A 25949-nucleotide genomic window follows, 5' to 3' on the forward strand; every position below is an offset into this window, starting at 1 on the left:
TCTGATCAGTGGTGGACGTCCTGCGGGCCGCCGAGTGTCCGGTCGATGATCCGGGCCAGCATCGGGCCGAGTTCGCCGTCAGGGAGCTCGAGATGCTTGGAGCTGGCGGCAGAGATCCCGGCCAGCACCACCAGGGCGGAGAACCGGCTCTCCAGGCCGGTGGAGCGGCCGGAGAGAGCATCGAGGAGCCGGTCGATCATCTGCTCCAGGTCGCAGAAGGCGGGTTGGTGCAACAGCTGCGGGATCTCGGCGTACAGCACCGCGATCTGCCGCTGGTAGCGCAGGCAGAGGTCGATGAAACCGTCGATCGCGGCACGCCGGGCGGTCTCGTCGTCGAGTCCGCTCAGCCGCTGGTCGAGCTCGACCAGACTGGCGACCGCCGGCTTCATCAGGGCGGCCAGGATCGCGTCCTTGCCGTCGAAGTGGTAGAGCAGCGACGCCTTGGCACAACCCACCTCGGCGGCGATGTCCTGCAGCGAGGTGCCGCGGAAGCCGACCACGGCGAACCGCTGAGCCGCCACATCGAGGATCTGCTCGCGCAGCTCTGCCCGACCGCTGCCACTGCGGCTGGTCTGCGTCATCCCGGTCACCTCCCGAGCACCCGGCCACGTCCCGTGGACCCCGTCCCGCGACCAAGAATGCCGGAGCACTCGCCGAACCCCTGACCGATCGGTCAGAACGTGAAGCAACTCACAGTAACCGACTGGTCCTGGTCCTACGCCGGCAAGCGGAAACCCGGTAGGTACCGATGCTGATCACGCTGGCAATCACCGTCCAGCACCGGGCCGGACACTCCGAACAGGACTTGATGAGCATGGCCTTGACCACAGCCATCACAATCGCAGTATCCGTGGCAGTAGACAGGAGACGGTCATGATTCTGCCGGACTGGATGCGTGACCCGCCCGAGCCGAAACTCTCCTGGCGACGGCAGCTGACCTACCGGGCGCTCCGCCTGCCCGGCGCACCTGCGCTGCGGCGGCTGCTCTGGCGCTGGGAGACTCGGCGCCGGATGCACCAACGGTTCCCGATCCTGACCGCGCTGCTGGCCATCCCGCTCGCCTTCGTCACGATCATGGTCATGATCTCAGTCGTCTACTGGTTGTATTCGAACGCCTGACGACGCCGCCGACTACTTCTCGCAGGCGACGCCGTCCCCGTCGCGGTCCAGGTCGTAGATGTCCGAACCGACCACGTACACCGGTCCCCGCACGTACGCCGGTCCGTTGCCGCTGCCGCCCGCGCAGTCCACGTCGCTCGCGATCGGCACGCAGGCCCCGGTGTAGTTGGGGTCACACAGCTGGACCACCTTCGTGCCGACCAGCACCACCTTGGCCACCGGCTGCTTGGTGACCTGCTCGGACACGAGTCGCTTGCCGGTCTGCACGCCGTCGGTCAAGGTCACCTGGTAGGTGAGCTTCTTGACCCCGGCGACCCCGCTGGTCTGCACCTTCGTACTGCCCTTCGCCAGGGTGGCGTCGTTGACCCGCTTCTCCTGGAACGGAATCTGCTGGGTCTCGGTGACCGTCTTCGTCTCCACCTTCGGCTGGCGTACCGCCGGCGGAGTCGGCGAGGGGGGCGGCGACGGTGCAGGCGACGCTGACAGGGTAGGGCTCGGGGTGCCGGCACCGTCCGGCGCGGTGGTGCCGGTCCGCGACGAGACCCTGCCCTCGCCGGTACGCCCGGTCGAGCCTACGGCGTCGATCGCTGCCGACGTGGGCTCCGGGGCCGGGGCGAAGGCACCGAACGCCGCGAGCCCGCCGCAGCAGAGCAGCACGGACATCAGCAGTACGCTGCCGAGAACGGCGGCGACCTTCTTTCCAGGGCTGAAGCCGGCACCGCCGTCCGCAGTGGTAGTCGGCGGCAGCTGGTTTGGGTGGTACGACGGCTTGGTCACCGACGAAGTGTGCCGCCAGGAATCGATCTACAGCAGCGGTCGAAGGTAGACACCTCGCCGCGACCGGTCGTTTCACTCCAACTGATCATCCAAAGCGGTCAGCCGATGCGGCCGGCCCGGCTCGGACAGATCGTCATGCCCAACTTACTAGACTACCGGCATGGTTGCCTCCGTCGTGTTCGGCATCGCCCTCTACCTCGCCGGGATGGCGCTGCTCTATCTGGTGATCCGGCTCGCCGTACGGCATGCGATCGAGGATGCCGACTACCGGCGGCGGATGACCACGCCGCCGCCGGGCTGACCTCACAGCGGCGCGGGGTCACCCCAATCGAGCCCGGTACGCGGTAGCCAAGCAGTTGACCGTAGGTCAGCAGCGGACGCTGCGTCGGGCAGACGCGTCGGTGTGCAGCCGGAGGGGATACACCGGCGACCGGTTGAACCGGCCGTAGTAGTTCATCCAGCCGGCCACGATCGGATGGTCCATTCGTAGCGTCGAAGCGACCGTCGGGAACTCCCGCTCCAGCACGACTTCCTCCGTCGTTTGTGGCACACCCAAGATCAATGTGAGCAGGAAATACCCTAAAGTCGCGCCGTAGCGTATCTGGCGCTCACATTGATCTTTTCTCCGCCGGCGCAGCGCAGCCGGACCGGCTGGCCACCCGTTCTGCCTCGTCTGGGCGGCCTGACCAGGAGAAATGATCACGACAGACTGATGTACCGCTGTCACCACCGGGCCATGGCCCAGCATCGCCGACGCCAACATCCACTGGTCGAGGAGGAAGCCATGCCTTCGGCTGCACCGGGTCGTCACCGGCCGGCTGCCAGGTCCAGGGCGATATCGACGATCATGTCCTCCTGGCCACCGACCAGGCCGCGCCGGCCCACCTCGACCAGGATCTCGCGGGTGTCGACCCCGTGGGCGGCCGCGGCCCGCTCGGCGTGCCGGAGGAAGCTTGAGTACACGCCCGCGTAGCCGAGGCTGAGGGTCTCCCGGTCGACGCGGACCGGCCGGTCCTGCAGTGGCCGGACCAGGTCGTCGGCGGCGTCCATCAGTGCGAACAGGTCGCAGCCGGAGGCCCACCCGGTGAGTTCGGCCACCGCCACGAACGCCTCGATCGGGCAGTTGCCGGCGCCGGCACCCTGACCGGCCAACGACGCGTCCACCCGTACGGCGCCCTCCTCCACCGCGACAACAGAGTTCGCCACACCGAGACCGAGGTTGTGATGGGCGTGGATGCCGATGCCGGTACGCGGGTCGAGCACGTCCCGGTACGCCCGGATCCGGTCCCGCACTCCGGTCATCGTGAGCCGACCGCCCGAGTCGGTGACATAGACGCAGTGTGCGCCGTACGACTCCATCAGCCGAGCCTGCGCCGCGAGTTCGGCGGGCTCCGCCAGGTGCGACATCATCAGGAACCCGGCCACATCCATGCCGAGTTCCCGGGCGGCCTCGATGTGCTGTGCGGCGATGTCGGCCTCGGTGCAGTGGGTGGCGATTCGAACGGAGGCGACCCCAAGCTCCCGGGCGCGGCGCAGATCGTCGACGGTGCCGATGCCGGGCAGCAGCAGGGTGGTGAGCCGGGCCCGCCGGACCACCTCCGCGACCTCGGCTATCCACTCCAGGTCGGTGTGTGCGCCGGGGCCGTAGGTGAGGCTGCCACCGGCGAGGCCGTCGCCGTGTGACACCTCGATCGCGTCCACCCCGGCCGCGTCCAGGGCGGCCGCGATGGTCCGGACCTGCGCCAGACTGTACTGGTGGCGGATCGCATGCATGCCATCCCGTAGCGTCACGTCCTGGATGTAGAGCCGATCGGTCATGCCGCCCCTCCCGTCCGAACCAGACACTCACCGACCCGTAGCGCGGCCGACGTCATGATGTCGAGATTGCCGGCGTACGCGGGCAGGTAGTGCGCGGCACCCTCGACCTCCAGAAACACGGAGACCTGCCAGGCCAGGTTCCTCGCCGATGGCGCCAGTTGGGCGCGCGGGTCGCCAGCCCTGATTCGGTCGAACTGGACCCGCTGTTTGAGCCGGTAGCCGGGTACGTAGGTAGCCACCCGAGCGACCATCTCGGTAACCGCGGCCTCCACTAGCGGCGGGTCGCAGTCGTCGACCAGACAAAGCACCGTGTCCCGCATCAGCAGCGGCGGCTCGGCTGGATTCAGGACGATGATCGCCTTGCCCCGGTCCGCGCCACCGACCTGCTCGATCGCCCGGGCCGTGGTCTCGGTGAACTCGTCGATGTTCGCCCGGGTGCCGGGACCGGCCGACCGGGAGGCGATCGAGGCGACGATCTCGGCATAACGCACCGGGGCGACACTGCCGACCGCCGCGACGACCGGGATCGTCGCCTGGCCGCCGCAGGTGACCATGTTCAGGTTCGGTGCCGCCAGGTTGGCGTCGAGGTTGACAGAGGGCACGACGTACGGACCGATCGCGGCGGGCGTGAGGTCGACCATGCGTACTCCGGTGTGCCGCAGCGCGGCGGCGTTGTCGCGGTGTGCCCGGGCCGAGGTGGCGTCAAAGACGACCTCGATCTCGTCGAAGTCGTCCCGGGCCAGCAGCCCTCTCACCCCGTCCGAAGTGACCGGGACACCGAGCCGGCGGGCCCGGGCCAGTCCGTCGGAGTCGGGGTCGATGCCGACCAGGACACCCATTCGCAGCACGGCCGACTGCCGCAGTATTTTGATCATCAGGTCGGTGCCGATGTTGCCCGAACCGATCACCGCCGCCTTCGCGGCCGGCCGGTCGTCGGACCTGCCGGCGGTGGACGTGAGCGCCTCAGCCATGGGTGTGGACCTCCTCGGCGGACCCGATCGAGACAGTCACCGAACCGACCGCGGAAATGGTGGCGGCGACCTCGTCGCCGGCGGCGACCGGGACCATGGGACCGAGCGCCCCGCTGAGGACGATTTCTCCGGCCCGGAGCGGTTCGCCGTAGGTCAGGGCCGCATTCGCCAACCACCGCAGGGCGTTGAGCGGATCGTCCAGACAGTCCGCGCCGGACCCGCTGGCGACCTGCGTTCCGTTGCGATGCATGGTCATCGTCACCGCCGCCAGATCCAAGTCGCAGATGTCGACCCGATCCGGGCCGAGCACGAACAGCCCGGCCGATGCGTTGTCGGCGACGGTGTCCGCGATCGAGATGTCCCAGCCGGCGATCCGGCTGTCGCATATCTCCAGCGCGGCGACCGCGTACTCGACAGCGTCCCGGGCCTGCTCGACGTCGGCCGTCACGGCGTCGAGGTCACGGCCGAGCACGAAGGCCACCTCGGCCTCGATCCGGGGCTGCAGCAGCCGGCCCGGATCGACCCGACCAGCGGACGGGACCAGGGCGTCGTCGAGGAGCGTGCCGAGATCCGGCTGATGCACTCCGAGTTGCCGTCGCACTGCCGACGAGGTCAGTCCGACCTTGCGCCCGATCCGGTGGCGACCGAGCTCGCAGGCGTGCCGGGTGTTCGCCGCCTGCACCGCGTAGGCGGCATCGACATCGTCCGGTCCGAGCAGGTCGCGCACGGGCTGGCAGGGAAGGCGTTCGTATGCCGCACGACGCAACCGGGCTGCGGCCCGGTCGCGAAGGTGGGGTGGGTGCTGCGACACGACAGGACTCCTCGCGGATGTGGGAGGCCGGCGCCGAGGCCGGACGACAGGTCCGATGGTGGTCATGGGGTCACCCGGGCAGGGTCCGCACGAGGTAGGCCCAGGCGTCGGCGAGTTGGCGGGGGCCGTAGCAGCGGTCCCGCTTGGCACGCGCCTCCGCGTCGTCCGACCAGGTGAACTCGGCGCCGGTGGCCATGGCGGCGAGCTGCATCCGGCAGGCCTTCTCCAGGAACACCGCCGTCAGCACCGCGGTCGGGACATCGACCCCCACGGTGACCAGCCCGTGATGGCGCAGCAGGAGGGCGTTGCGGTCACCTAGCGCCTCGGCCACCGCCGCCCCCTGCTCCGGGGTTCGGATCAGGTCGCCGGTGGTGGTGAACCGGGCGATGTCTGGTGGACTGAACAGGGTGCCTTCGTGTGCCAGCGGGCGTAGCGGGTGGCCGGTGGCGGCGAAGGTGACGGCCGCCTCGCCGTGGCTGTGCACCACAGCGTTCACATCAGACCGTCGGGACAGGATCTCGGTGTGGATCGGATACTCGAGGTGCCGCCGGCCCGCAGCCCGCGACCCCGCTTGCGGAAGCGGCAGCACGGTTCCGGCGGAGTCGAGCAGGAGCACCCCGTCCGCGTCGACCTCCTCGAAGCCGTACCCGGCCGCCTTCATCCAGATCCCGGCGCCGGTCGGGTCGCGCAGGGACAGGTGACCCCACACCAGATCCGAATGACCGTTGGCGGCGAGCACCCGGCAGCCCTGGGCGACCTGTTCCGCCGGTGCCGCGACGGGCCGCGTCACGGCCGGGCCAGAAAGTCACCGACGACCCGGTTGAACGCCGCCGGCTGTTCGAACATCGGCCAGTGACCGGCGGCCTCGATCAGGGCGAACGACCCGGCCGGCAGGAGCTTGCTGGCCCGTTCCCCGACCGTGGCGGGCGTGGTCGGATTGTGCTCGCTCCAGAGCACCAGGGTCTCGTGCGGGATCTGTCGCAGGTCGGCTTCGCGTAGCAGGTAGCGCCGGTTCTCCTCACCGGGCTGCTCGGCGATCAGCTTCGCCATCGCCTCCTGGCTCCCGGGCAACGTGTAGTACCGGTACCTTGTCTGCACCAGTTCGTCGGTGACGGTCGACGGGTCGTGCATCAGCCACTCCAGCCGCTTCCGCACGCTGTCCAGCGTCGGAGCCTGGGCGGCACGCCGGGTCACGTCGCCGACCCGCTGGTGCACCCGCTCGCTTTCCCGGCGGCTCTCCTCGTCGTCGAGCAGCAGGCCGGCGCCGGTGACGGAGACCACCCGGCCCACCCGGTCCGGGTGGTGCAGCGCCGCCCACATCGCGACCCATCCCCCGAGTGACTGACCGACCAGGTGTGCCCGGGGCGCGCCGATCGCGTCGAGGAACCGCAGCAGGTGGTCCACGAAGACCGGCGTGTGGTACGTGACATCGGTGGGTCGTGCGGTGAGCCCGTGCCCCAGGCAGTCGATCGCGTACACCCGAAGGCCGCGCTCCGCCAACGGCAGCACGTTGCGGATGAAGCCCTCGGCGTGCCCGGTCAGGCCGCCCATCATGATGACCGGCTCACCATCACCGGCTTCGATCGATCGGGTACGCCAGCCGCCCGCGTCCCGGAACCGCACCTCCGCGCCGAGCGCGTCAAGCCAGAATGTCATCGTTCTCCTCAAGGAATTTCTCGATCTCGGGATTTACCAGGTCCGGACGTTCGTAGTGCGGCCACTGCCGGGTGCCGGGCACGGTTCGCAACCGGGCCCGGGGAAGCGCGGCGACGGCCGCGCGCAGCACGGTGGTCGGGAGATGGCCGGACTCGCCGTGCACCAGTAGCACCGGTGACGCGACGTTGGTCAGCTGCTCGGGGGTGAGCAGCCAACGACTGTTGTCGGCGCGGCGGACGGACTGGTGGACCGCCCGCGCGGCGTCGGGAGCGTAGAGCCGGCGCCGGACCTCGACGAGTTCGTCGGTGACCAGGTCGGGGTCGGCCAACAGGCCGGTCAGCCGGGTCCGGACGTTGTCTCCGCTCGCCTCGGCGAAGGCCCGACCGCCGCGCTCGTACGCCGCGCGTACCCTCGGGTCGTCGAGCCGTTCCTGCTCGGACTGCAGCCCAGCCGGTTCGACCAGGACCAGCCGGTCGACCCGCTCCGGTCGGGTGATCGCGAGCAGGGCCGCTACCCAGCCGCCGAGTGACTGTCCCACCAGGTCGACACGGGGCAGCCGGAGCGCGTCGAGCAGGTCCACGACGTGGCCGAGCAGCCGGTCGACGGAGTACTCGCCGGGCGGTGCGGCGGTCAGTCCGTGGCCGATCAGGTCGGCCGCGATCACCCGGCGGCGCCGGGACAGCGCCGGCAGGGTGCGCGACCAGGTCTCCAGGTGCCCGCCCCGACCGTGCAGGAGAAGCACCGGCGGGCCGTCGCCCTGGGTCACTGTTCGGGTGCGCACACCGCCTGCGTCGACCCAGCGCACCTCGGCGCCGAGCAGTTCGGTCCAGAGCGTCATCACGGCCGGCGCCTCACCGGTCGAGGTGCGCGTGCAGGAAGTCGAACGTGAGCCGGTCGGTTTCCTGGGCCGCCTTGGAGTGGTAGTTCGGATGGGTGTCGTCGTGATACGCGTGCCCGGCGTCCGGATGCAGGTGCAGCTCGGTGGACTGGCCGCTGCGGGCCAACGCCTGCTTGAGTTGGCGGACCTCGTCGAGCGGGATGAACTGGTCCGCCTGCCCGTAGTGGGCCTGAACCGGGCAGCGGACCGACTCGGCGGCCTCGATCCGGGAGCGTGGTCGCCCGGTCGGGGAGTACTCCGGTGGCAGCACCGGCAGGCCGTAGAGCGGCACGACGCACCGCAGCCGGTCCGTCCGGGTCGCCCAGACCAGTACCGTCCCGCCGCCGAGGCAGAAGCCGACGGCAGCGGCCCGAGAGGTGTCCACGTCGCCGCGCCCGGCGAGGTAGTCGAGCGCAGCCTCGAAGTCGGGTACGGCCTGCTCGTCGGTCGCCGCCAGGAACGCCTTGGCACGTCGCTCCTCCACAGTGGTGTAGTCCTGTGGGGGTCGGCCACCGACGCGGCTGAACATGTTCACGGTCAGGCAGGCGAATCCTTGCGCCGCGTAGCGGCGGGTGACGTCCTGCCGGTGCTCGGTGACGCCGAGGTTCTCGTGCGCCATCAGCACGACGGGAGGGAGCCGGTCGGCGCGCGGTTCGGGCAGGGCCAGGTAGCCCTGGATCTGGTCGGTCCCGCTGGGAAAGGTGACCCAACCGGGTGTCTCGTTGGGGCTCACAGGTGTTCCCATCCTTCCGGTTCGATCGCGGTTGCCACCGGACGCCGTTCGCCCGGGGACGCGGAGGTGAGTTGTTGCCGGACCAGTTGCCCGGTCCGGTCGAGTTGGCGGCGCATGAACCGGGACGCGGGACCGATGACGGCGAGCGCCCCCGCGACCCGGCCGTCGACCGTCACCGGTACGGCGACCCCGGCCACGCCGACCAGATACTCGCCGGACTCGATCGCGTAGCCCCGGGCGCGGCTCACCTCGACCTCGGCGCAGAGCTCCTGATGGTCGACGATCGCCCGTGGGGTGCGCCGGGTCAGTCGTAGCCGGGGCACGATCTCGGCGACCCGCTCGGGTGGCAGCCCGGACAGAGCCGCCTTGCCGATGCATCCACCGCCGAGCACCGAGCGCCGACCAACTGGGGAGGACACGGCCAGCGGGTGGGCCGCCTGACGCTTGCCTGTGATGATCAACGTGCAGTCCGACCAGTCAACCTCGGCCGTCAGGACGGTCTCGCCGGTGATCCGAGCCAACTCGTCGGCCGCCGGCTGGGTCAGGTGGGTCAGGGCGGAGCTCTCCGAGACCTGGTTGCCCAGTTCGAGCAACCGGATGCCGAGCAGGTACGCCCCGTCCGGGTCCTGCCGGAGGAAGCCCCGTTCGACAAGCGTGACCGCGATCCGGTGGGCGCTCGGGCGCGGCAGCCCGGCGGCCTCCGCAAGCTGGGACAGGTGCAACCTCGGGTGGGCGGTACTGAACGCGGTCAGGATGTCCAGCGCCCGCGCCACCGAGCGCACGCCCCGCCGACGGTCCGAGTCATCATCGAGGTCGATCATCAGAAGCCTTCCGTCACCGGGCTTGGGCTACAGGCAGTACTGCGGAGCCTGATCCACGTTGCTCTTGGTGATGAGCTGGTCGGGGATCTGTTGCACCTTGGGGGCAGCCGGGCCGGACCCGCCGTTCTCGGCGTCGAGCAGGGACACCACTGCATCGATGGCCATCTCGCCGATCAGGCGCGGCGGCTGGCTGATCGTCGCGGAGATCTGGCCGTCGCGGATCGCCGCAAGGCCGTCGTCGGTGCCGTTGATCGTGACGATCTTGATGTCGTCGCGGTTGGCGGCTCGGAGCGCGGAGAGCGCGCCGAACGCCATGTCCTCGTTGTGGACGAAGAGGTACTTGATGCCGGGGTTGCCCTGCAGCAGGTTCTCCGCGACCTCCTGCGCCTTGGCCCGCTGCCACAGCGCCGGCTGCTCGAAGACCACCTGCTGACCGTCTCCGAGAGCTGCCTTGAACCCCTTGTTCATCAGGTCGGCCGAGGCGCCGGGGGCGCCGCCGATGATCGCGATCTCTGCCGGTTCCTGGCCGCCGTCCTCGGCCACCCACTGACCGAGCAGGGTGCCGGCGTGTTCCACGTCGGTGGTGGCCGCGCCGAGAATCTTGTTGGGATCGACAGCCGCCACGGAGGTCAGGAAGATCGGGACGTCGGCGCGGTTGGCCCGGTCGACATCGCCCTGCTGAGCATCGATGTTGACGGTCTGCACGATGATCGCGTCGACCTGCTTGATGATCATGTCTTCCACGTTGGAGATCTCTTTGGCGGGATCACCGGCGGAGTTGACGACCAGCAGTTCCACGCCCATTGCCTCGGCCTGCGCCCGTACCGACTTCTCCAGGCAAGTGTGGAACTGGATGGTATTGCCGTTCACGAAGCCGATCCGGTATCCCTCCTGGCCACCGGAGTCGACGGTTGCGTCGTCGCTACCGCAGCCGGCCGAGGCCGACACCGTCAGGGCGGCGACGGCAACCCCGATGAAGAATCTGTTCTTTCTTGTCATAGCGGTCAACCTCTCAAAGACGGACCAGTGTGGTCGTACGGGAAAACGGTCTACGGCCGGGCAACGGCACCAGATCAGCCGCTGTGCCGGCGACGTACCTGATTGGCGACAGCCGCGACGAGCAGCACGGCGCCGACGGAGACCTGCTGGTAGTAGGAGTCGATCTGGAGAAGATTCAGCGCGTTGGCTACCACCCCGAGCAGGATCACGCCGAGGACGGTGCCGATGATCGTGCCGCTGCCACCGGCCAGCGCCGTTCCACCGATCACCACGGCGGCGACCACGGTCAGTTCCAGGTGCAACCCGGCGGTGCCCGGGCTGGCCGCTCCCAGCCTGGCCAGCAGCATCGTGCCGCCGATGGCGGCGAGCGCTCCGTTGAGTCCGTAGAGGGCCAGCTTCACACCGGTCACCGGGACGCCGGACAGCCGTGCGGCGGCCTCGTTCCCACCGATCGCGAACGCGTGCCGGCCGATCGTGGTGTAGCGCATCACCAATCCCACCCCGACGCAGACCGCGAGCGCGATCAGCGACAACACCGGAATGCCCACCACGTCACCGAAGCCGAGGCCGGACAGGTTCTGCCCGATCGAGATGCTCTGCCCACGGATGACCAGGAGCGCGACGCCCTCCAACGCTGTCGCGGTGCCGAGCGTGACCACGAACGGCGCTACTCCCGAGGCGGTGATGATCGCGCCGTTGAGCAGGCCGACGGTGATGCCCACACCGACCGTGAGCGCCACTGCCGTCAGCTCTGACACGCCGGCCTCGAGAAGCCGGGCGAGCACCCCGGCACTGACTCCGGCGAGACTGGCCAGGGAGAAGTCGATACCGCCGGCCGTCATCAGCAGGGTGAGGCTCGCGGCGAGCACGGCCACCACGGAGATCTGCCGGATGACATTCAGCAGGTTCGGCCCCGTCAGGAAGGCGTCCGACTGGGTCGCGGTGAAGATCGCCAGAACGATCAGCAGGCCGATCAGGCCGGCATGGTGGGTCAACCCGCCCGGCACCGCGAGCCGGGTCCGCTTGTTGAGCGCCGACGTTGTCATGCTGCTGTCCCTCCGGCCGTCATGGTCACCAGTTCGTCCCTGCTGGTCTGCGCCACGGTGCGCTCGGCCACTACCGCGCCGCCCCGGATCACCACCACCCGATCCGCCAGCCGCAGCACCTCGTCGACGTCGGAGGAGGTCAGCAGGAGCGCTGTTCCATCTGCGGCCAGACCCTCTACCAGTTCGTGGATCTCGGCCTTGGCCGCGACGTCGACCCCGTTCGTCGGTTCTTCCAGCAGACAGACCCGCCCGCCCGTCGGCAGCCACTTGGCCAGGAGAACCTTCTGCTGGTTGCCGCCGGAGAGTGCCCGGACCGGCGGGTCGGCGGCGATGCTGACGACCCGGTAGCGGTCGCGGGCCTCGGCGGCCATGGCGTGCAGCGCCGGCCAGCGCACGAACGGCCGGCCCGACAGCGCCCGGGTGGCCAGCGTGACGTTTTCGTCCACGGAGAGCTCGGGAATCAGGCCCAGGGCGAGCCGGTCCCCGGTGACGCACCGGATGCCGTGCCGCAGCGCGTCACGTACGCTGCCCGGCCGTACCGGCCGGCCGTCCACCAGGATGCTCCCGGTGCGCGGGCGACGGGTGCCTGAGAGCAGGCCGAATAGCTGGGACTGGCCATCGCCGGCTGGACCGAGTACGCCGACCACCTCCCCGGCGCGGACCTGAAGGTTGAGTTCACGCAGCCTGTCGCCGGTGCCGATTCCGACCAGGTCCAGCACCACCGGCCCGGGCTCGACGGCCGGCCGGCGTTGGCCGATGTCGGCCTTGCCGCCGGTCATCGAGGTCACCAGGTCAGAAACGGTGGTGCCCTCGGCCGGCACGGTGGTGACCCGGCGGCCGTCGCGCAGCACGGTTATCGAGTCGGCGAGGGCAAGCACCTCGTCCAGGTGATGCGAGACGTAGACGATGCCGACTCCCCGCTGGCTGAGGGTGCGGACCAGCTCGTGGACATGGGCAGCGTCGCCGCCACCGAGGGCGGCGGTCGGCTCGTCGAGGATCAGCACCCTGCCGCCGGCGTGCACCTCCCGGGCGATCTCCACCAGCACCTGTTGGGCCGCAGGGAGCGTCCGGACCGGGGCGGTGACATCGATCCGTACCCCGATGTCGTCAAGTGCCGCGCGGGCCGACCGCCGAATCTCGTCCCAGCGCACCCACGGGCCTCGACGCGGCAGCCGGCCGAGCAACAGGTTCTCGGCGACGGAAAGCGACGGAACCAGGGACCGGCGCTGGTGCACGGTGGTGATGCCGATCTGCCGGGCCCGTCGTGGAGTGAGTGGGCCGGCCGGTTCGCCCGCCACGGACAGGGTCCCCGTATCCGGCGTCAGCGACGCGGAAATGATCTCCACGAGAGTCGACTTGCCGGCGCCATTCATCCCCAGCAGGGCGTGGACCTCGCCAGCGTGCAGATCCAGATCTATGTCGATCAGAGCGCGAGCGCCCCCGAAGGACTTGCTCACGCCACGCAGCGACAGCAGCGGGGCGGTCACGGCGTGTCCCGGGGCGGGTACATCTCGGCGTGCGGGACGCCGAGCATCACCATCAGGTTCCGCAGCGCCACCGGATTCATCCCCTGGGCCAGCAGCTTCCAGGAGTCCCGGTCGCGCACCGCGCGGGCCTCCTCCTCGTCGAGCGCGTAGCCGTCGAGAAGGCCGTCCCGAACCCGGGCCAGCAGACCGGACTCGTGTTCCAGGTCCCAGGCCAGCCGGTTGAGTTCCACGAGGCTCATCGCACGAACTCCATGATCCCGGCGCCGATCGCCCACTCGGCCATCGGCGCGTACGCCAGCAGCGTTCCCGGCGCGGGCTCCCCCGCACCAGCGGTCGCGCCCGCGGCCACCAGCCAGGTCCGGATCTCCAGTGCCCCATTGCCGGCCTTTTCCAGGATCTCCTCGTCTGACAGTGCGAGGATCGGCTCCAAACGACCGTCCCGCAGGCACGACACGAAGTCCCGGTCGAACTCCTCGTTGATCTCACCGAACCGAGGTAGGCCGACCCAGTGCGAGATGCCGCCGGTGCCCAGTACCCCGACCCTGGTGTCGGCGGGCAACGTCGCGACGGCCGCACCGATCGCCCTGCCCAACTCCAGGCAACGCCGCAGCGACGGCAGCGGCGGCGTGTTGCAGTTGAGGAAGAGCGGAACGACTCCGGCGCGCGCCGCGTTCGGAAGCTTGGTCAACGGCACCGTGAAGCTGTGGTCCAGCCGCATGGTGTGCGAGCGGGCGGAGTCGAAGCCGCGCTCCACCAACCCGGCCAACAGCGCCTGGGCGACCCCGGGCGCGCCCGGGAAGGTGCCGTCCGGAGTGCCGAACTCGCCCCAACCCTCGTACCGGTCGGCCAGGCCGAGGCAGTACGTCGGGTAGTTGTCGAGCCCGAAGGTCTCGTAGTGGTCGGTGCCTACCACGATCATCGCTGTCAGGTCGGCCCGACCAATGGCCTCGTCCATCCGCTGCCACGCATCGTGCAGTGCCCGCGACCGGTCGGCGCCTCCCAACGGGTTCTTGATGATCGCGCCGACGTGCGAGGTCGCCGCCGCGTACGCCACGGTCCCCATCAGCGCACCACCGCCGAGGCCGGCGCGCGATCGGCGAAGGTCATGTCGGTGGCGAGGTCGGCGTCGCGCCGGCTCACGTCGGTGGCGTGCAGCAGTCCGCAACCGGGGCAGGCGTACTGCCGGATCTCCAACTCCTCGGCGAGCCGGGTGGCCGGGCTGAACTGGTGCACGTCGGTACTCACCAGGCAGGCTGCCCGGCGACGCCACGACTGGCCCAGCGGAGCCAGCACGGTGCCGCAGTGGCAGGCGACGTAGCGCGCCCCGTCGACCTCGATCCGCTCCAACCGGTCACCGATCGGACCCAGCCGCCGCCGGCCGTCGGCGGCGGGTTGTGCCGGCAACGCCTCAGCCGCCGGCCAGGCCCGGCGCTCGGCACGCAGCCGGCTCCGGTGGTCTGCGGTCGCCGCTGCGTCGAGTTCGCCGTCCGCGTCGAGCACCGCACCGTAGAGTCGGACGGCTGCCTCCGGGCTGACAGCCCTTTGCCGGAGGTCCACCCGCAGTGCCTCGATCGGGCGCTCCAGCGGGTCTCCCCAACCACCGCCGGCCTGATGGGTATAGCTGAGCGTCGATGCCGCGCCGAGCCGGAACTTCCCGGCCCGGCCCCGCATCGGCGGCCGATCACCGGTGAGCGTCTCCGGGTCCGGAATCTCCCCACCGGCCAGTCGCTCCGGCAGGTCGCTATCGCGGACCAGGCGCCGACCGTTCGGGCCGGACGGGTAGCCGCCGAACAGCCCGGTGGAGTTCGGTGCCAACCAGCCGTGCCCGGAGCAGACGGCGCTGACGTCGTCGCTGCCGTGCACGGCGTAGTGTGCCCCGATGCTCTGCCCGCCGCGGTGCCGGCCGGCCCCACCGGAGTCGGTCACCAAGCCCCGCCACAGGTACAGCAACGGCATGTCCAACTCCACGGTCTCGGCGTTGGCGATCCGTTGCCGCTCGATGTTGTGCTGCCCCTGGGTCCAGACCCCGTCCCGATGTGCGTACGCGCCGCCACCGGTGGCGAGACAGTCGAGGATCACGTGGGTGAAGTGCTCGCCGTGCGAGTTGGTGCCGGTCAGCACGAACTGGTCGGGTCCACCGGCCGGCGCGGCCTGAGCCTCGCCGATCAGATCGTCGGAGCAGGCCGCCAGCCGGGACAGGCACTCCACCGCTGTCATCTCCACCAGCCAGGCGGCCTCGAGCACGCCACCGCTCACCGGCGCAGGTCGGCGGGCGTTGATGATCAGCCCTTCCGGCGCGTGCACCTCGACCGGATGGAACAACCCCTCGTTCCAGGGCGAGTCGAAGGCCAGGGTCGGCAGCAACGCCGCGGCGACTCCAGCCATCAGGCCGGATCGGGTGCAGTTGATGTACCCGGTTGCCTGGGGTGACGAGCCGGAATAGTCGAAGTGCAGCTGATCGCCCTGCTTGGTGAGCACCAGGTCCACGTCGTAGACCGCGTCGACCTCGCTGGCCGCAAGCCCGCCGTCGTTGTCCAGGTAGGCCCGGGACCGGACGGTGGCGTCCGGCAGTTCACGGAGCCGGTTGCGCAGCCGGGTCTCGGAGAGCTCGATCAGGCCTGACATGACCTTGCGGACCGTCGCGGCGCCGTACCGGTCGGCCAGTTCGGTCATCGCCCGTACGGCGGTGTGGTTGGCTGCGACAAGGCCGCGAAGGTCCAGGTTCGCGGTGCTCGCCATCCGGGTGTGTGCCAGGACGATGTTCCACACGTCGGTGCGGGTCCGGCCACCGTCGATCAGCTTCGTCGGCGGAAGCTGCAGCCCTTCCTGGAACGACTCGGTCGCCGCAGAGCAGAACCCACCGGGTTGCATGGCGCCCACGTCGACCATGTGGCACATCGCGCCACTCCAGGCCAGCAACTCACCTTCGTAGAAGATCGGGGCGACGATGCCGAGGTCGGGAGCGTGGACGGCACCCTTCCACGGGTCGTTCACGATGAACATGTCGCCGGCCGCGATGCCGGGATCGTCGCCGCAGTCGGCGATCACGTGCCGAGTGATCGCGGCCATCGACGCGGAGTGCAGCAGAATGGTGCGGCCCATCGCGGCTACCGAGCCGTCCGGCAGGTAGAGCCCGACGTTGTAGTCGCTCGCCTCGGTGACGTGGGGCGAGCCGGAGATGGCGGACAGGACGGCGCCCTGTTCGTCGGTGATGGCCAGCAGCCGGTGCCGGATCACCTCGAAGGTGACAGGGTCCACGTCCCGGCCGGCGGTGGAGTGGCCAGCGGGTCCGGTGGAGCTGACGGTGGTCATGAATCCTCCCGAGCGGTGATCACCAGGTTGGCGTCGTCGTCTACATCGGCCTGTTGGCGAGGGCCGACGACCACGGTGGTGCCGGCGAATTCCAGGACTGCCGGGCCGGGCAGCGAGAGGCCCGGCCCGACCGACTCGCCGCGGTAGACGGTGGCCGGCACCAGCCCGGTCTCCGGAAAATGCACCGAACGCTGTCCGAGCACCGCCGCGGCGAGCGTTCCGCGCCGTTGCGGCGCCGCGGCGGCCAGCTCGGTCACCCGGACCCGCCCCTCCACCCGCAGGGTGAGCAGCTCAAGCCCGGCGCTGCGCAACGCGGTGCCCGCGCCGTAGATTCGTTCGTAACTGGCCAGGAAGTCCTCGACCAGGTGCCGAGCCATCTGCCCGTCGAGCGGGCCTGCCGGCACGACCACCGGAAGTTCCTGGGTCTGCCGGCGGAACTTGAGGTAGACGATGCGCGTGAAGGTGGCTCGCGGATCGCGGTCGAGGTCGGCGTGGCAGCGGTCGATGAGTGTCGCGAAGGTTGCCGCGATGCGGTCGCTGTCCAGATGGGCCGCCGGGTCATCGGCGCCGGGCGGCGTACGCTGCGGGTCGGTGGTCTGCACCGCCCGGTAACGATCGGAGATGACCGTCCCGAACGCGGAGTGGACCGTCGCCGTCGGGGGCACCACCAGAGTGCCGATGCCGGCGGCCTCGGCATACGCGTAGGCGTGGGTCGGGCCGGCACCACCGTAGGCGTAGATCACGAAGTCGCGCGGGTCATGGCCCTGCTCGACGGTGACCTTGCGCAGGAGGTCTGCCATCTGGTTGTCGGCGACCTGCCGGATGCCGGCGGCGGCATCGGTCACCGACATGCCCAGCGGCTCCGCGACGTGCCGGCGGATGGCCTCCTCCGCGGCGGGGCGGTCCAGCTTCATCCGGCCGCCAAGGAAGTGGTCTGGGTCGATGATCCCAAGCACCACGTCGGCATCGGTGACGGTGGGCCGCTCGCCGCCCCGGCCGTAGCATGCGGGGCCGGGCACCGACCCGGCGCTCTCCGGACCGACGACCAGTGCACCCACCTCGTCCACCCACGCGATCGAACCGCCGCCCGCGCCGATCGCCTGGACCTTGATCCGAGGCAGTGCCAGGTGATAGTTGCCCACCTCGCTGATTCGCTCCACCAACGGTTCGCCGTTGACAATGAGGCCGACGTCAAAGCTCGTCCCGCCCATGTCGCTGGTGATCACATTGCGGTGACCGAGCCGGCGGGCGAGCGCCACGGAGGCGAGCACTCCACCGGCCGGGCCGGAGGTGAGCATCGACGCGGCTCGGGCGGCCGCGTCGCCGGCCCGCATCACGCCGCCGCCCGAGTCCATGATTGACAACTCGCCGGTGAAGCCGGCCTGCCGCAGCCGCGTCTCCAGCAGGTTCACGTAGTCCCGAATCACCGGACCGAGGTAAGAGTTGATCACCGTGGTGGCGGTCCGCTCGTACTCGCCGATCACCGGGGCCACCTGGTGCGACAACGTCACGTACGCCGTCGGCCACTCCTGCTTGATCAACTCGGCCAGCGCGCGTTCGTGCGCCGGGTTGACGAACGACCAGAGCAGGCTGACCGCCAATGCCCCGACCTCGGTGTCGCCATCGCGCATCTCGACCAGAGCCGCGCGAACCGCAGCCAGGTCGAGCGACACCACCTCGCGGCCCGCCGAGTCGATCCGTTCGGTGACCTCGACGATGCTGGCCCGGGGCACGATCGGCTCCGGGTTCCGACGGCGACTGTAGTGCCCGGTCGCCGCGCCGAGCCCGACCCAGGAGGTCATGCTTCGCTGGATCAACAGCGTGTCCGCGAAGCCGCGCGTGGTCAGCAACGCGGTCGGCGCGCCCTTGCGTTCGATGAGCGCATTGGTCGCTGCCGTAGTGCCGTGGGCGAAGTGGTCGATACGCCGGGTGAACTCCAGCAGATCAAGGCCGTACGCCTCGGCCGCCAGCTCCAGTGCGGCGAGCACGCCGCCGGACCTGTCGGGAAGCGTCGTCGGTGACTTGAACAGCCGGGGCGGCGCGCCGTCCTCAAGCACGACGAGATCGGTGAAGGTGCCACCGATGTCCGTGCCGACGAAGAAACGCCGATCGTGCGCCGTTTGCATCACCGTGACCCCCTGGTGCGACCTGTGTTACATGAAATGTTGGCGAAACATACGTCGCGGCTGTCGGGGCAGCTCAACGCCCCGTTCCGCCAGGCGGACTCGGTGCGCGTGATTGGTCCGATCGGCCGAGTGGTCCATCCGACGAATCGGCAATCACGTCCGCGCCGGCACTCGACCACTCGACTATGGACAGGCGATCGGTCGGCCGGAGCCGTCGGGTCGGCCGATCAGTACGGTTCGCGCCGTGACCGTGCCGCCCGCCCCACCCTGCTGGAAATCCGCCCGCCCCGATGTCGAACCCACCCGACCTCGCCGGCCGGCGTCGCCACGGTCGCGGTCCGGCTCCAGGTGACCGCCGCCGCCGCTCTGCTGGTTCCGCTGACCGTTGCGGCTACGCCGAGTCCGATCCGGTCTCCGATCAGCTTTTTCGCGGTCGGCGGCCCGGCCGGCGTGCCTGCCCTCGCGCTGATCGTCGCGGTGCTGGTACTGCCGGCACCCCCGGCGTCCCGCCGGCTCTTCGTGGGTGCCGGGCCGGTCGCGATGCCAACCCGAGCACCGATGCCGCCGGCCGGCCGGACCTACTCGGGTCTGCCGGTCCACCCCGGTGGCTGCTGGCCTTGGCCCGCCCACCAGCGCCTGACCTTGCGGACCCACCCGTCCCGCCGGCCAGGGACCGCCGAGACGACTCTCAGTAGTTGCATGGCAACCCGATCGTATACAGTTTCGCCCCGGTACGGGCACTTGTTACCGTCTTCGGCCAGTGCCGGTGGGGGAAACCCGAGCACCACTCATCGTCACACCTGTTGGCCGGCATTCGCGCTGGCCAGGGACGTTTCTGCTCGTTGGAGCGGAGGGCGTGGGATTCGAACCCACGAAGAGGATCTCTCCCCTTACCGGTTTTCAAGACCAGCGCCATCGGCCACTAGGCGAGCCCTCCCGGTGCGACGGAGCCGGGAACGGCCGGCACCCGCGCCGCATGCGCCCTAGTGTGCCACGAGCACGAAACGGCCGCCTGAGCCCATGGTTTACGCGGCGGTAGCCGCCGCGGACCCGTTGACCGGGCGGCGGGCGTCCAGAAGCGGTAAGACTGATCCCATGCATGCGATCACTGTCCCGCAGCCCGGTGGCCCCGACGCCCTGGTCTGGGCCGAGGTGCCCGACCCGACCCCGTGCCCCAATGAGGTGATCGTCGACGTCGCGGCCACTGCGGTGAACCGGGCCGACCTGCTGCAACGGCAGGGCCGCTATCCGCCGCCGCCGGGTGCCCCGCCGTACCTCGGATTGGAATGTTCGGGGGTGATCAGCGAGGTCGGCGCGGAGGTCTCCCACCACCGGGTCGGCGACCAGGTCTGCGCGCTGCTGGCAGGCGGCGGGTACGCCGAGCGGGTCGCGGTGCCGGCCGGTCAGCTGCTGCCGGTGCCGGCCGGGTTGAGCCTGGTCGACGCGGCCGCACTGCCCGAGGTGGCCTGCACGGTCTGGTCGAACGTGGTCAAGCTGGCCGGGCTGCGGGCCGGCGAGTCGCTGCTGGTGCACGGCGGTGGCAGTGGGATCGGCACGTTCGCTGTCCAGCTCGGGGCGGCGCTCGGTGCGGTGGTGCTGACCACCGCCCGGGCGGCCAAACACGAGCAGCTACGGGCGTTGGGTGCCCACCACACGATCGACTACACGGCGGAGGATTTCGTCGCCCGCGCCCGGAAGCTGACCGGCGACGGCGACGGCGGGGTGGACGTCATCCTGGACATCATCGGCGCCGGCTACCTGGAGCGCAACGTCGAGACGCTGGCCACCGGCGGCCGATTGGTGATCATCGGGCTGCAGGGCGGGCGCAAGGCCGAGTTGAACCTCGGCGCGCTGCTGGCCAAGCGCGGCACGATCTTCGCGACCGCGCTACGGTCGCGGCCGATCGCGGAGAAGGCGGAGATCGTCCGGCGGGTGCACGACCAGGTCTGGCCGTTGGTGGCCTCGGGGGCGATCCGGCCGGTGATCGACCGCCGGCTGCCGCTGTCCCAGGCCGCGCGGGCGCACCGAGTCGTCGAGGGCAGCGACCACCTGGGCAAGGTGCTCCTGGTCGCCGGGGAGGAGTCAGCCCTGAGCTGACTCAGGGCTGACTCAGGGCTGGCTCTCGCCGTCGAGCAGGATGCGCGGGCCGGGGCCACGGTCGGCGAGCCGGTCCGCCGGGTTGTACAGCGTGCAGCTCTGCAGGGACAGGCAGCCGCAGCCGATGCAGCCGGTCAGGTTGTCCCGGAGCCGGTGCAGCAGCGCGATCCGCTCGTCGAGCCGGGTCCGCCAGCGGCGGGACAGCCGTGCCCAGTCGGCCTTGTTCGGTGTACGCGAGGCCGGCAACTCGTCCAGCGCCGCCTTGATCTCCTCCAGCGGCACCCCGATCTGCTGGGCGATCCGGATGAAGGCGACCCGGCGCAGTTCGCTGCGCTCGTAGCGGCGCTGGTTGCCGCCGGTGCGGTCAGCCCGAATCAGCCCGAGCTGCTCGTAGTAGCGCAGCGCGGACGGCGCCACCCCGCAGCGCACGGACAGTTCGCCGATGGTCAATGCCTTCTGCATCACACCGCCCTTGAATTAAAGCCTACTTGAGGTTGCAGGGTAGTGGCATGACGACATCGGTAGCGAATCCGATCGCCCCGACGGGCCCACCGCCGGTCACCGGGTACGCGGCGCTGACACCGCTGCTGCGTCGGGTGACCGGCGACGAGAAGCACGAACCGAGCTCCAACTCGACACTGGACGTGCTCTGGGTCCTCTATGACCAGATTCTGCGGATCAGCCCGCAGACTGTCGACGCCGCCGACCGGGACCGGTTCCTGTTGTCCAAGGGGCACGGGCCGGCGGCCTTCTACGCCGTACTCGCCGCGAAGGGGTTCATCCCCGAAGCCTGGCTCGACGACCTGGCCGGGCCGGACAGCCCGCTCGGGCACCACCCGGACCGGCTGCTGGTGCCCGGGGTGGAGATCGGATCCGGCTCGCTCGGGCACGGGCTCGGCCTCGGCGTCGGCATGCTGCTCGGCCTGCGCGCCCAGGGCCTGACGCCGGGCTCCGGAAGTCCGGCGGGTGCCCGGGTGTACGTCCTGGTCGGCGATGCCGAACTCGACGAAGGCGCCAACCACGAGGCGATCGCGTACGCCGGCAGCCGGCCCCTGGCGGATCTGACCGTGGTGGTGGTCGACAACGACTCGGCCACTCACGGCTGGCCCGGCGGGCTGGCCAGCCGGTTCACCGTCAACGGCTGGACCGCCGCCACCGTCGACGGGCGTGATCACGACGCGTTGGTGACCGCGCTGACCGGGCACGACGGTACCCGCCCGCACGTGGTGGTCGCCCGGATGCCGGCCAAGTACGCCGCACGCGGATCGGAGGACCGCGATGCGTGAGGCGTTCGCCCGGGCCACCACCGGGCTGCTGGAGACCGATCCGCGTACCGCGTTGGTGCTAGCCGACATCTCGTTCGAACTGTTCGCCCCGGCCGCCCGGCGGCACCCGGACCGGGTGCTCAACGTCGGCATCCGGGAGCAGCTGATGATCGGCGTGACCGGCGGGCTGGCGCTGACCGGGCTACGCCCGATCGCCCACTCGTACGCCCCGTTCCTCGTCGATCGGGCGTACGAACAGATCAAGCTCGACCTCGACCATCAGGGTGTCGGCGCGGTGCTGGTCGCAATCGGTGGCTCGTACGACGCGTCGGCCGAGGGCCGCACCCACATGTCTCCCGGTGACGTCGCGCTGCTCGACACCATCGGATCGTGGACGGTGCGAGTCCCCGGGCACGCCGGCGAGGTCGGACCGTTGTTGCGGACGGCGGCGGCCAGCGACGATCCGGTCTACCTGCGGCTGAGTGCCCGCGCCAACAGCGGCGAGCACGGTGACGGGGTGTCGGGCCGGTTGGTGACGGTGCGTCGGGGCAGCGGGGGAGCCCCGGTCGTCGTCGCGGTCGGCCCGATGCTCGACCCGGTGCTGACGGCGGTCGCCGGGCTGGACGTGACGGTGGCGTACACGAACACGCCACGGCCGTTGGACGTGGCCGGTCTGCGGATGCTCACCGATCAGGTGACGCCGGTGGTGGTGCTGGTCGAGCCGTACCTTGCCGGCACGTCCAGCCAGCTGGTCGGCGAGGCACTGGCGGACCGACCGTACCGATTGCTCGCGTTGGGGGTCGGCCGGGATGAACTGCACCGGTACGGCGGACCGGCGGATCACGATCGGTGGCACGGACTGGACGCGGTCGGCCTGCGCCGCTCGATCGGCCGCTTCCTCACCCGGTGAGCACGACTCCAAGATCCCGACGATCTTGCGATTATCGACGGACTATTCGGACAAATGTTCTCGATAACTGCAAGATCGCGGGGGTGGGACGGGGGTGGGGGTGGGGGTGGGTCAGGAGGAGGCTGGCGGGCCCTCCCGGCGACGGGCGCGCTCCCGGCCGAGAATCCACAGCGCCTCCACCCCGTCCTTCCAGGTGATCTTCTTGCCTTCCTCCCGGCCGCGCGCGCGGTAGGAGATCGGCACCTCGTACGGGCGGATCCGACGGCGCAGCAGCTTACCGGTGACCTCTGCCTCCATGCCGAACCCCCGCGACTTCACGTCGAGCGAGCGGTACAACGACAGAGGCAGCAGTTTGAAACAGGTCTCCAGATCACCGATGTAGGAATTGAACATCACGTTCGCCGCCGTGGTGACCGCCTTGTTGCCCATCACGTACCAGAAACTGTAGGCGCTGTGGCTGCCAAAGGTGCGGTTGCCGTAGACCACGGTGGCCCGGCCGTCGAGCACCGGCTCCAGCAACTTCGGGATGTCCTGCGGATCGTACTCAAGATCGGCGTCGAGAATCACGATGTAGTCACCCTCGGCGGAATCGACCGCGGTGCGGATCGCCGCGCCCTTCCCCGCGTTGCGCGGATGAGTGATCACCCTCAGCCGTGCGTCGTCGACCCGCCCCAGGATCTCACCGGTGCCGTCCCGGCTGCCGTCATCGACGACGACCAGCTCGATCTCGCACGGGTAGTCCACGGCGAGGGCCTGCTTGAGGGCGTCCCCGACGCGTTCTTCCTCGTTGTAGACCGGCATGAGGATCGAGAGCTTCACGATCAGTCTCCGAACGCAAGTAACGGCAGTCGCCCCAGAGTAGCCTGGCCAGTTCCAGATCGTACGACCGGCGACACGCCTGGTGTCGTGGCCACCAGGCCGGTCAGCACTGCCAGCGGGCAATGTGCGTCGGCGGTGCGGGCGGCGGACCGCCCGACAATGGTGTGTACTTCCCGCCATGCCAGCCGGCTGGATCATCGCTCTCGTCGCCCCGCCACTGCTGTTTCTACTGGCCGCCTGTCTCGCCTGGCCAACTGGCAGCACGTCCGCAGCTCAGATCGTCGCTGCCGGCCGGCGGACAGTGGTGCTGGCCGCGCTGACAACCGGTGGGTTCGCCGTGGTAACGGTGGAGTCGCTCGGCGCGGCCGAGGCGCTGACCAGTCGGGCGTTCGCCGTTTCCTGGCTGACCGCACCGGTCGTGCTCGCCGCCGCGGCGGCTCGACGGTGGCGGTGGACGGTGCCGACGTCCCGGCCGCGTGTCACCGTGGCACTGTGCGCGTTGGCCGCCGGGTCGTGGCGGTGGGTCGGCCGGGCGTGGACATCGGCCGGCCGAGGCGAACGTCTGCTCGCCGGCACGATCGGCGCGATGCTGTCGATCGAGCTGATCGTGGCGTTGCTCGCCGAACCGAACAACGTCGACTCGCAGACCTACCATCTGCCCAAGGTCGAGCACTGGGCGGCTCAGGGCACTCTGGAGTTCTGGCCGACCGCCATCCACCGCCAGGTGACCATTCCGCCGGGAGCCGAGTACCTGCTGCTGCACCTGCGGCTACTGACCGGCGGCGACGCGCTGCACAACCTGGTGCAGTGGCTCGCCGGCGTCGGCTGTCTGTTGATCGTGACCCGGATCGTCGCGCAACTCGGGGGCGCGCGCCGGGCACAGCTGATCGCCGCCTTCGCGGTCGCCACCACCCCCATGGTGGTGCTCCAGGCGACCAGCACCCAGACGGACCTGGTAGTGGCGGCCTGGACCGGCTGTGTGGCCACGCTCGCGCTGGACGGACTGCGTCGACCGGCGACCATCGGTGCGGTGCTGGCGCTCGGTACCGCGACCGGACTGACGGCGGTCACCAAGACGAGCGGACTGCTTGGGGCCGGCCCCATGCTGGTGCTCTGGGGACTGGGCCAGTTGCGCCTGTCGGGTTGGCCGCGTCGGCCGGGCGCGGTGCTACGGACCGGGGCCGCCTCGCTGGCGATCCTGGCGGTGGCCGGGGTCTTCGTAGGCCCGTTCCTGGCCCGGGTGGCGGACGAGTTCGGCCATCCACTCGGCCCACCCCGGCTGCGGGAGTCGATCCCGATGCAGCGCCACGATCCCGCCGCTGTCCTGGTCAACGGCCTCCGGATCGGCCATACCGCGCTGGACACGCCATTCGCGCCACTACGCGCCGGTGCCGCGACGGCGATCGTGGCGGTCGCCGAGGCGGTCGGCGTCGATCCGCAGGATCCCGAGATCACCTTTCACCGCACCGAGTTCCCGGTGCCGGCGTGGTATCCCGACGAGGACCGGGTCGCTTTCCCACTCGCCGGTGGACTGGCGTTGGTCGCCGGGGTTCTCGCGCTCTGCCGGCCACGGCTGGTCGCTCCGCTGTCTTCCGGGACGGCCCGGGCGTACGCGGTGACGGCGGCAACCGCACTGGTGCTCTACTTCGCCACGATCAAGTGGCAACCGTGGGGCAACCGGCTACTGCTGTTCTGCCTGATCCTGGCCAGCCCGCTGATCGGACTCTGGCTCGATTCGATGTTGCGGCGCCGGACCGACCACCGGCGGCGCGACGAGTCACCGGACGACCGGCACCAGGCGCGTCGCCGCCGGTCGGTGGCGGTCACCGTCGCGGCGACGGTGCTGGCGACGTCGGCGCTGTCCGGGGTGCTCGCCGTCTCCTACGGTTTTCCACGCCGGCTGGTCGGTGCCGGCTCGGTGTTCAGCACCGACCCGTGGGAGACGCGGTTCCTGCGTCGGCCCGACTGGGCGGCGGACTTTCGCTGGGCCGCGAGCGAGGTACGGCGGGCCGACGTACAGCGGGTGGGCCTGGTGCAGCAGAACATCACCTGGGAGTATCCGTTGTGGCTACTGCTGCCCGATCACGAGATCGTGGCGCTGCAGTCGGTGTTGCCGGATCGAGCACCGGCTGCCCCTGAATCGGTCGACATCATCGTGTGCCTCGGGGACCGGGACGACTGCACGGAGTTGACGCCGGTCGGCTGGACCCTGGAGTTCCGTGGCTACCTCGGGGTGGCGAGTCCCCCGGCCTGGGTCGGACCGGCGACGACCGCCACGGCGAGGAACGACTTACACCGGGAGTGA

26 protein-coding genes and 1 tRNA gene are annotated in these 25949 nt (G+C 70.1%); 6 read left to right on the forward strand and 21 right to left on the reverse strand.

Annotated elements, in window-relative coordinates:
- Window positions 1–5: 5 nt before the first annotated feature.
- Window positions 6–581 (reverse strand): TetR/AcrR family transcriptional regulator, encoded by a 576-nt coding sequence (locus tag ACFHVL_RS08305; protein ID WP_416626688.1) that lies wholly within the window; start codon window positions 579–581, stop codon window positions 6–8.
- Between the two features lie 292 nt (window positions 582–873).
- Here ACFHVL_RS08305 and ACFHVL_RS08310 point away from each other — a divergent pair, with 292 nt between their 5' ends.
- Entirely contained in the window at window positions 874–1119 is a 246-nt protein-coding gene (locus ACFHVL_RS08310; protein WP_416626689.1) for a hypothetical protein, read from the forward strand.
- A 12-nt stretch (window positions 1120–1131) separates the two neighbouring features.
- Here the strand turns inward: ACFHVL_RS08310 and ACFHVL_RS08315 are convergent, their stop codons facing one another.
- Window positions 1132–1896, reverse strand: a complete 765-nt coding sequence (locus ACFHVL_RS08315; RefSeq protein ID WP_416626690.1) for a G5 domain-containing protein — start codon at window positions 1894–1896, stop codon at window positions 1132–1134.
- A 160-nt stretch (window positions 1897–2056) separates the two neighbouring features.
- Between ACFHVL_RS08315 and ACFHVL_RS08320 the strand changes: the two genes are divergently transcribed.
- Window positions 2057–2197 carry a hypothetical protein gene (locus tag ACFHVL_RS08320; protein WP_416626691.1) on the forward strand — a complete coding sequence of 47 codons (141 nt, stop codon included), beginning with the start codon at window positions 2057–2059 and terminating at the stop codon, window positions 2195–2197.
- 66 nt (window positions 2198–2263) lie between these two features.
- Here ACFHVL_RS08320 and ACFHVL_RS08325 read toward each other — a convergent pair whose 3' ends face one another.
- The 17 genes from ACFHVL_RS08325 to ACFHVL_RS08405 all read right to left on the reverse strand — a co-directional run bounded on the left by ACFHVL_RS08325 (window position 2264) and on the right by ACFHVL_RS08405 (window position 19490).
- Window positions 2264–2422, reverse strand: a complete 159-nt coding sequence (locus ACFHVL_RS08325; RefSeq protein ID WP_416626692.1) for a hypothetical protein — start codon at window positions 2420–2422, stop codon at window positions 2264–2266.
- Between the two features lie 281 nt (window positions 2423–2703).
- Window positions 2704–3714, reverse strand: coding sequence for a 4-hydroxy-2-oxovalerate aldolase (gene dmpG, locus ACFHVL_RS08330; RefSeq protein WP_416626693.1), 1011 nt, complete (start codon window positions 3712–3714; stop codon window positions 2704–2706).
- Window positions 3711–4685, reverse strand: a complete 975-nt coding sequence (locus ACFHVL_RS08335) for an acetaldehyde dehydrogenase (acetylating) (RefSeq protein WP_416626695.1) — start codon at window positions 4683–4685, stop codon at window positions 3711–3713. Before ACFHVL_RS08335 ends, dmpG begins: the two co-directional genes overlap by 4 nt.
- On the reverse strand, window positions 4678–5496 hold the full coding sequence (locus tag ACFHVL_RS08340) for a 2-keto-4-pentenoate hydratase (protein WP_416626697.1): 819 nt from the start codon (window positions 5494–5496) through the stop codon (window positions 4678–4680). The genes ACFHVL_RS08335 and ACFHVL_RS08340 overlap by 8 nt, the downstream gene beginning before the upstream one ends.
- Window positions 5497–5566: 70 nt before the next feature.
- Complete coding sequence (locus ACFHVL_RS08345; protein WP_416626698.1) at window positions 5567–6286, reverse strand: class II aldolase/adducin family protein; 720 nt, start codon at window positions 6284–6286, stop codon at window positions 5567–5569.
- The gene (locus tag ACFHVL_RS08350) at window positions 6283–7152 is read right to left on the reverse strand and encodes an alpha/beta fold hydrolase (protein WP_416553958.1); all 870 of its coding nucleotides are present in this window, start codon (window positions 7150–7152) and stop codon (window positions 6283–6285) included. Before ACFHVL_RS08350 ends, ACFHVL_RS08345 begins: the two co-directional genes overlap by 4 nt.
- Window positions 7136–7990, reverse strand: a complete 855-nt coding sequence (locus tag ACFHVL_RS08355) for an alpha/beta fold hydrolase (RefSeq protein WP_416626700.1) — start codon at window positions 7988–7990, stop codon at window positions 7136–7138. Before ACFHVL_RS08355 ends, ACFHVL_RS08350 begins: the two co-directional genes overlap by 17 nt.
- Before the next feature lie 13 nt (window positions 7991–8003).
- Window positions 8004–8762, reverse strand: a complete 759-nt coding sequence (locus ACFHVL_RS08360; RefSeq protein ID WP_416626702.1) for a dienelactone hydrolase family protein — start codon at window positions 8760–8762, stop codon at window positions 8004–8006.
- A complete protein-coding gene (locus ACFHVL_RS08365; RefSeq protein WP_416626704.1) occupies window positions 8759–9583 on the reverse strand; it encodes an IclR family transcriptional regulator in 825 nt (274 codons plus the stop codon). Before ACFHVL_RS08365 ends, ACFHVL_RS08360 begins: the two co-directional genes overlap by 4 nt.
- A 27-nt stretch (window positions 9584–9610) precedes the next feature.
- Window positions 9611–10582: a sugar ABC transporter substrate-binding protein gene (locus ACFHVL_RS08370; RefSeq protein ID WP_416626706.1), complete on the reverse strand. Its 972-nt coding sequence runs from the start codon at window positions 10580–10582 to the stop codon at window positions 9611–9613.
- A gap of 74 nt (window positions 10583–10656) precedes the next feature.
- Window positions 10657–11628, reverse strand: coding sequence for an ABC transporter permease (locus ACFHVL_RS08375; RefSeq protein WP_416626707.1), 972 nt, complete (start codon window positions 11626–11628; stop codon window positions 10657–10659).
- Window positions 11625–13115 carry a sugar ABC transporter ATP-binding protein gene (locus ACFHVL_RS08380; protein WP_416626709.1) on the reverse strand — a complete coding sequence of 497 codons (1491 nt, stop codon included), beginning with the start codon at window positions 13113–13115 and terminating at the stop codon, window positions 11625–11627. Before ACFHVL_RS08380 ends, ACFHVL_RS08375 begins: the two co-directional genes overlap by 4 nt.
- Window positions 13112–13354: a hypothetical protein gene (locus ACFHVL_RS08385; RefSeq protein ID WP_416568066.1), complete on the reverse strand. Its 243-nt coding sequence runs from the start codon at window positions 13352–13354 to the stop codon at window positions 13112–13114. Before ACFHVL_RS08385 ends, ACFHVL_RS08380 begins: the two co-directional genes overlap by 4 nt.
- Window positions 13351–14178, reverse strand: a complete 828-nt coding sequence (locus tag ACFHVL_RS08390) for a hypothetical protein (RefSeq protein WP_416626711.1) — start codon at window positions 14176–14178, stop codon at window positions 13351–13353. The genes ACFHVL_RS08385 and ACFHVL_RS08390 overlap by 4 nt, the downstream gene beginning before the upstream one ends.
- Window positions 14178–16427 (reverse strand): hydantoinase B/oxoprolinase family protein, encoded by a 2250-nt coding sequence (locus ACFHVL_RS08395; protein WP_416626712.1) that lies wholly within the window; start codon window positions 16425–16427, stop codon window positions 14178–14180. Before ACFHVL_RS08395 ends, ACFHVL_RS08390 begins: the two co-directional genes overlap by 1 nt.
- The gene (locus tag ACFHVL_RS08400; RefSeq protein ID WP_416626803.1) at window positions 16424–18553 is read right to left on the reverse strand and encodes a hydantoinase/oxoprolinase family protein; all 2130 of its coding nucleotides are present in this window, start codon (window positions 18551–18553) and stop codon (window positions 16424–16426) included. Before ACFHVL_RS08400 ends, ACFHVL_RS08395 begins: the two co-directional genes overlap by 4 nt.
- An 848-nt stretch (window positions 18554–19401) precedes the next feature.
- A tRNA-Ser gene (locus ACFHVL_RS08405) sits at window positions 19402–19490 on the reverse strand.
- Between the two features lie 158 nt (window positions 19491–19648).
- Between ACFHVL_RS08405 and ACFHVL_RS08410 the strand changes: the two genes are divergently transcribed.
- Window positions 19649–20650: an NAD(P)H-quinone oxidoreductase gene (locus tag ACFHVL_RS08410; RefSeq protein WP_416626714.1), complete on the forward strand. Its 1002-nt coding sequence runs from the start codon at window positions 19649–19651 to the stop codon at window positions 20648–20650.
- A gap of 12 nt (window positions 20651–20662) precedes the next feature.
- Here the strand turns inward: ACFHVL_RS08410 and soxR are convergent, their stop codons facing one another.
- Window positions 20663–21112: a redox-sensitive transcriptional activator SoxR gene (gene soxR, locus ACFHVL_RS08415; RefSeq protein WP_326550444.1), complete on the reverse strand. Its 450-nt coding sequence runs from the start codon at window positions 21110–21112 to the stop codon at window positions 20663–20665.
- A gap of 47 nt (window positions 21113–21159) precedes the next feature.
- Here soxR and ACFHVL_RS08420 point away from each other — a divergent pair, with 47 nt between their 5' ends.
- Both ACFHVL_RS08420 and ACFHVL_RS08425 read left to right on the forward strand, forming a co-directional pair.
- Window positions 21160–21936: a transketolase gene (locus tag ACFHVL_RS08420; protein WP_416626717.1), complete on the forward strand. Its 777-nt coding sequence runs from the start codon at window positions 21160–21162 to the stop codon at window positions 21934–21936.
- Entirely contained in the window at window positions 21929–22825 is an 897-nt protein-coding gene (locus ACFHVL_RS08425) for a transketolase family protein (protein ID WP_416626719.1), read from the forward strand. The genes ACFHVL_RS08420 and ACFHVL_RS08425 overlap by 8 nt, the downstream gene beginning before the upstream one ends.
- A 111-nt stretch (window positions 22826–22936) precedes the next feature.
- On the opposite strand, the gene ACFHVL_RS08430 is transcribed toward ACFHVL_RS08425, so the two are convergent.
- A complete protein-coding gene (locus ACFHVL_RS08430; RefSeq protein ID WP_416626720.1) occupies window positions 22937–23644 on the reverse strand; it encodes a glycosyltransferase family 2 protein in 708 nt (235 codons plus the stop codon).
- Window positions 23645–23822: 178 nt separating this feature from the next.
- Between ACFHVL_RS08430 and ACFHVL_RS08435 the strand changes: the two genes are divergently transcribed.
- On the forward strand, window positions 23823–25949 hold the full coding sequence (locus ACFHVL_RS08435) for a hypothetical protein (protein WP_416626722.1): 2127 nt from the start codon (window positions 23823–23825) through the stop codon (window positions 25947–25949).

It is taken from the genome of Micromonospora sp. LOL_023 (assembly GCF_048060115.1).
Taxonomy (GTDB): domain Bacteria; phylum Actinomycetota; class Actinomycetes; order Mycobacteriales; family Micromonosporaceae; genus Micromonospora_E.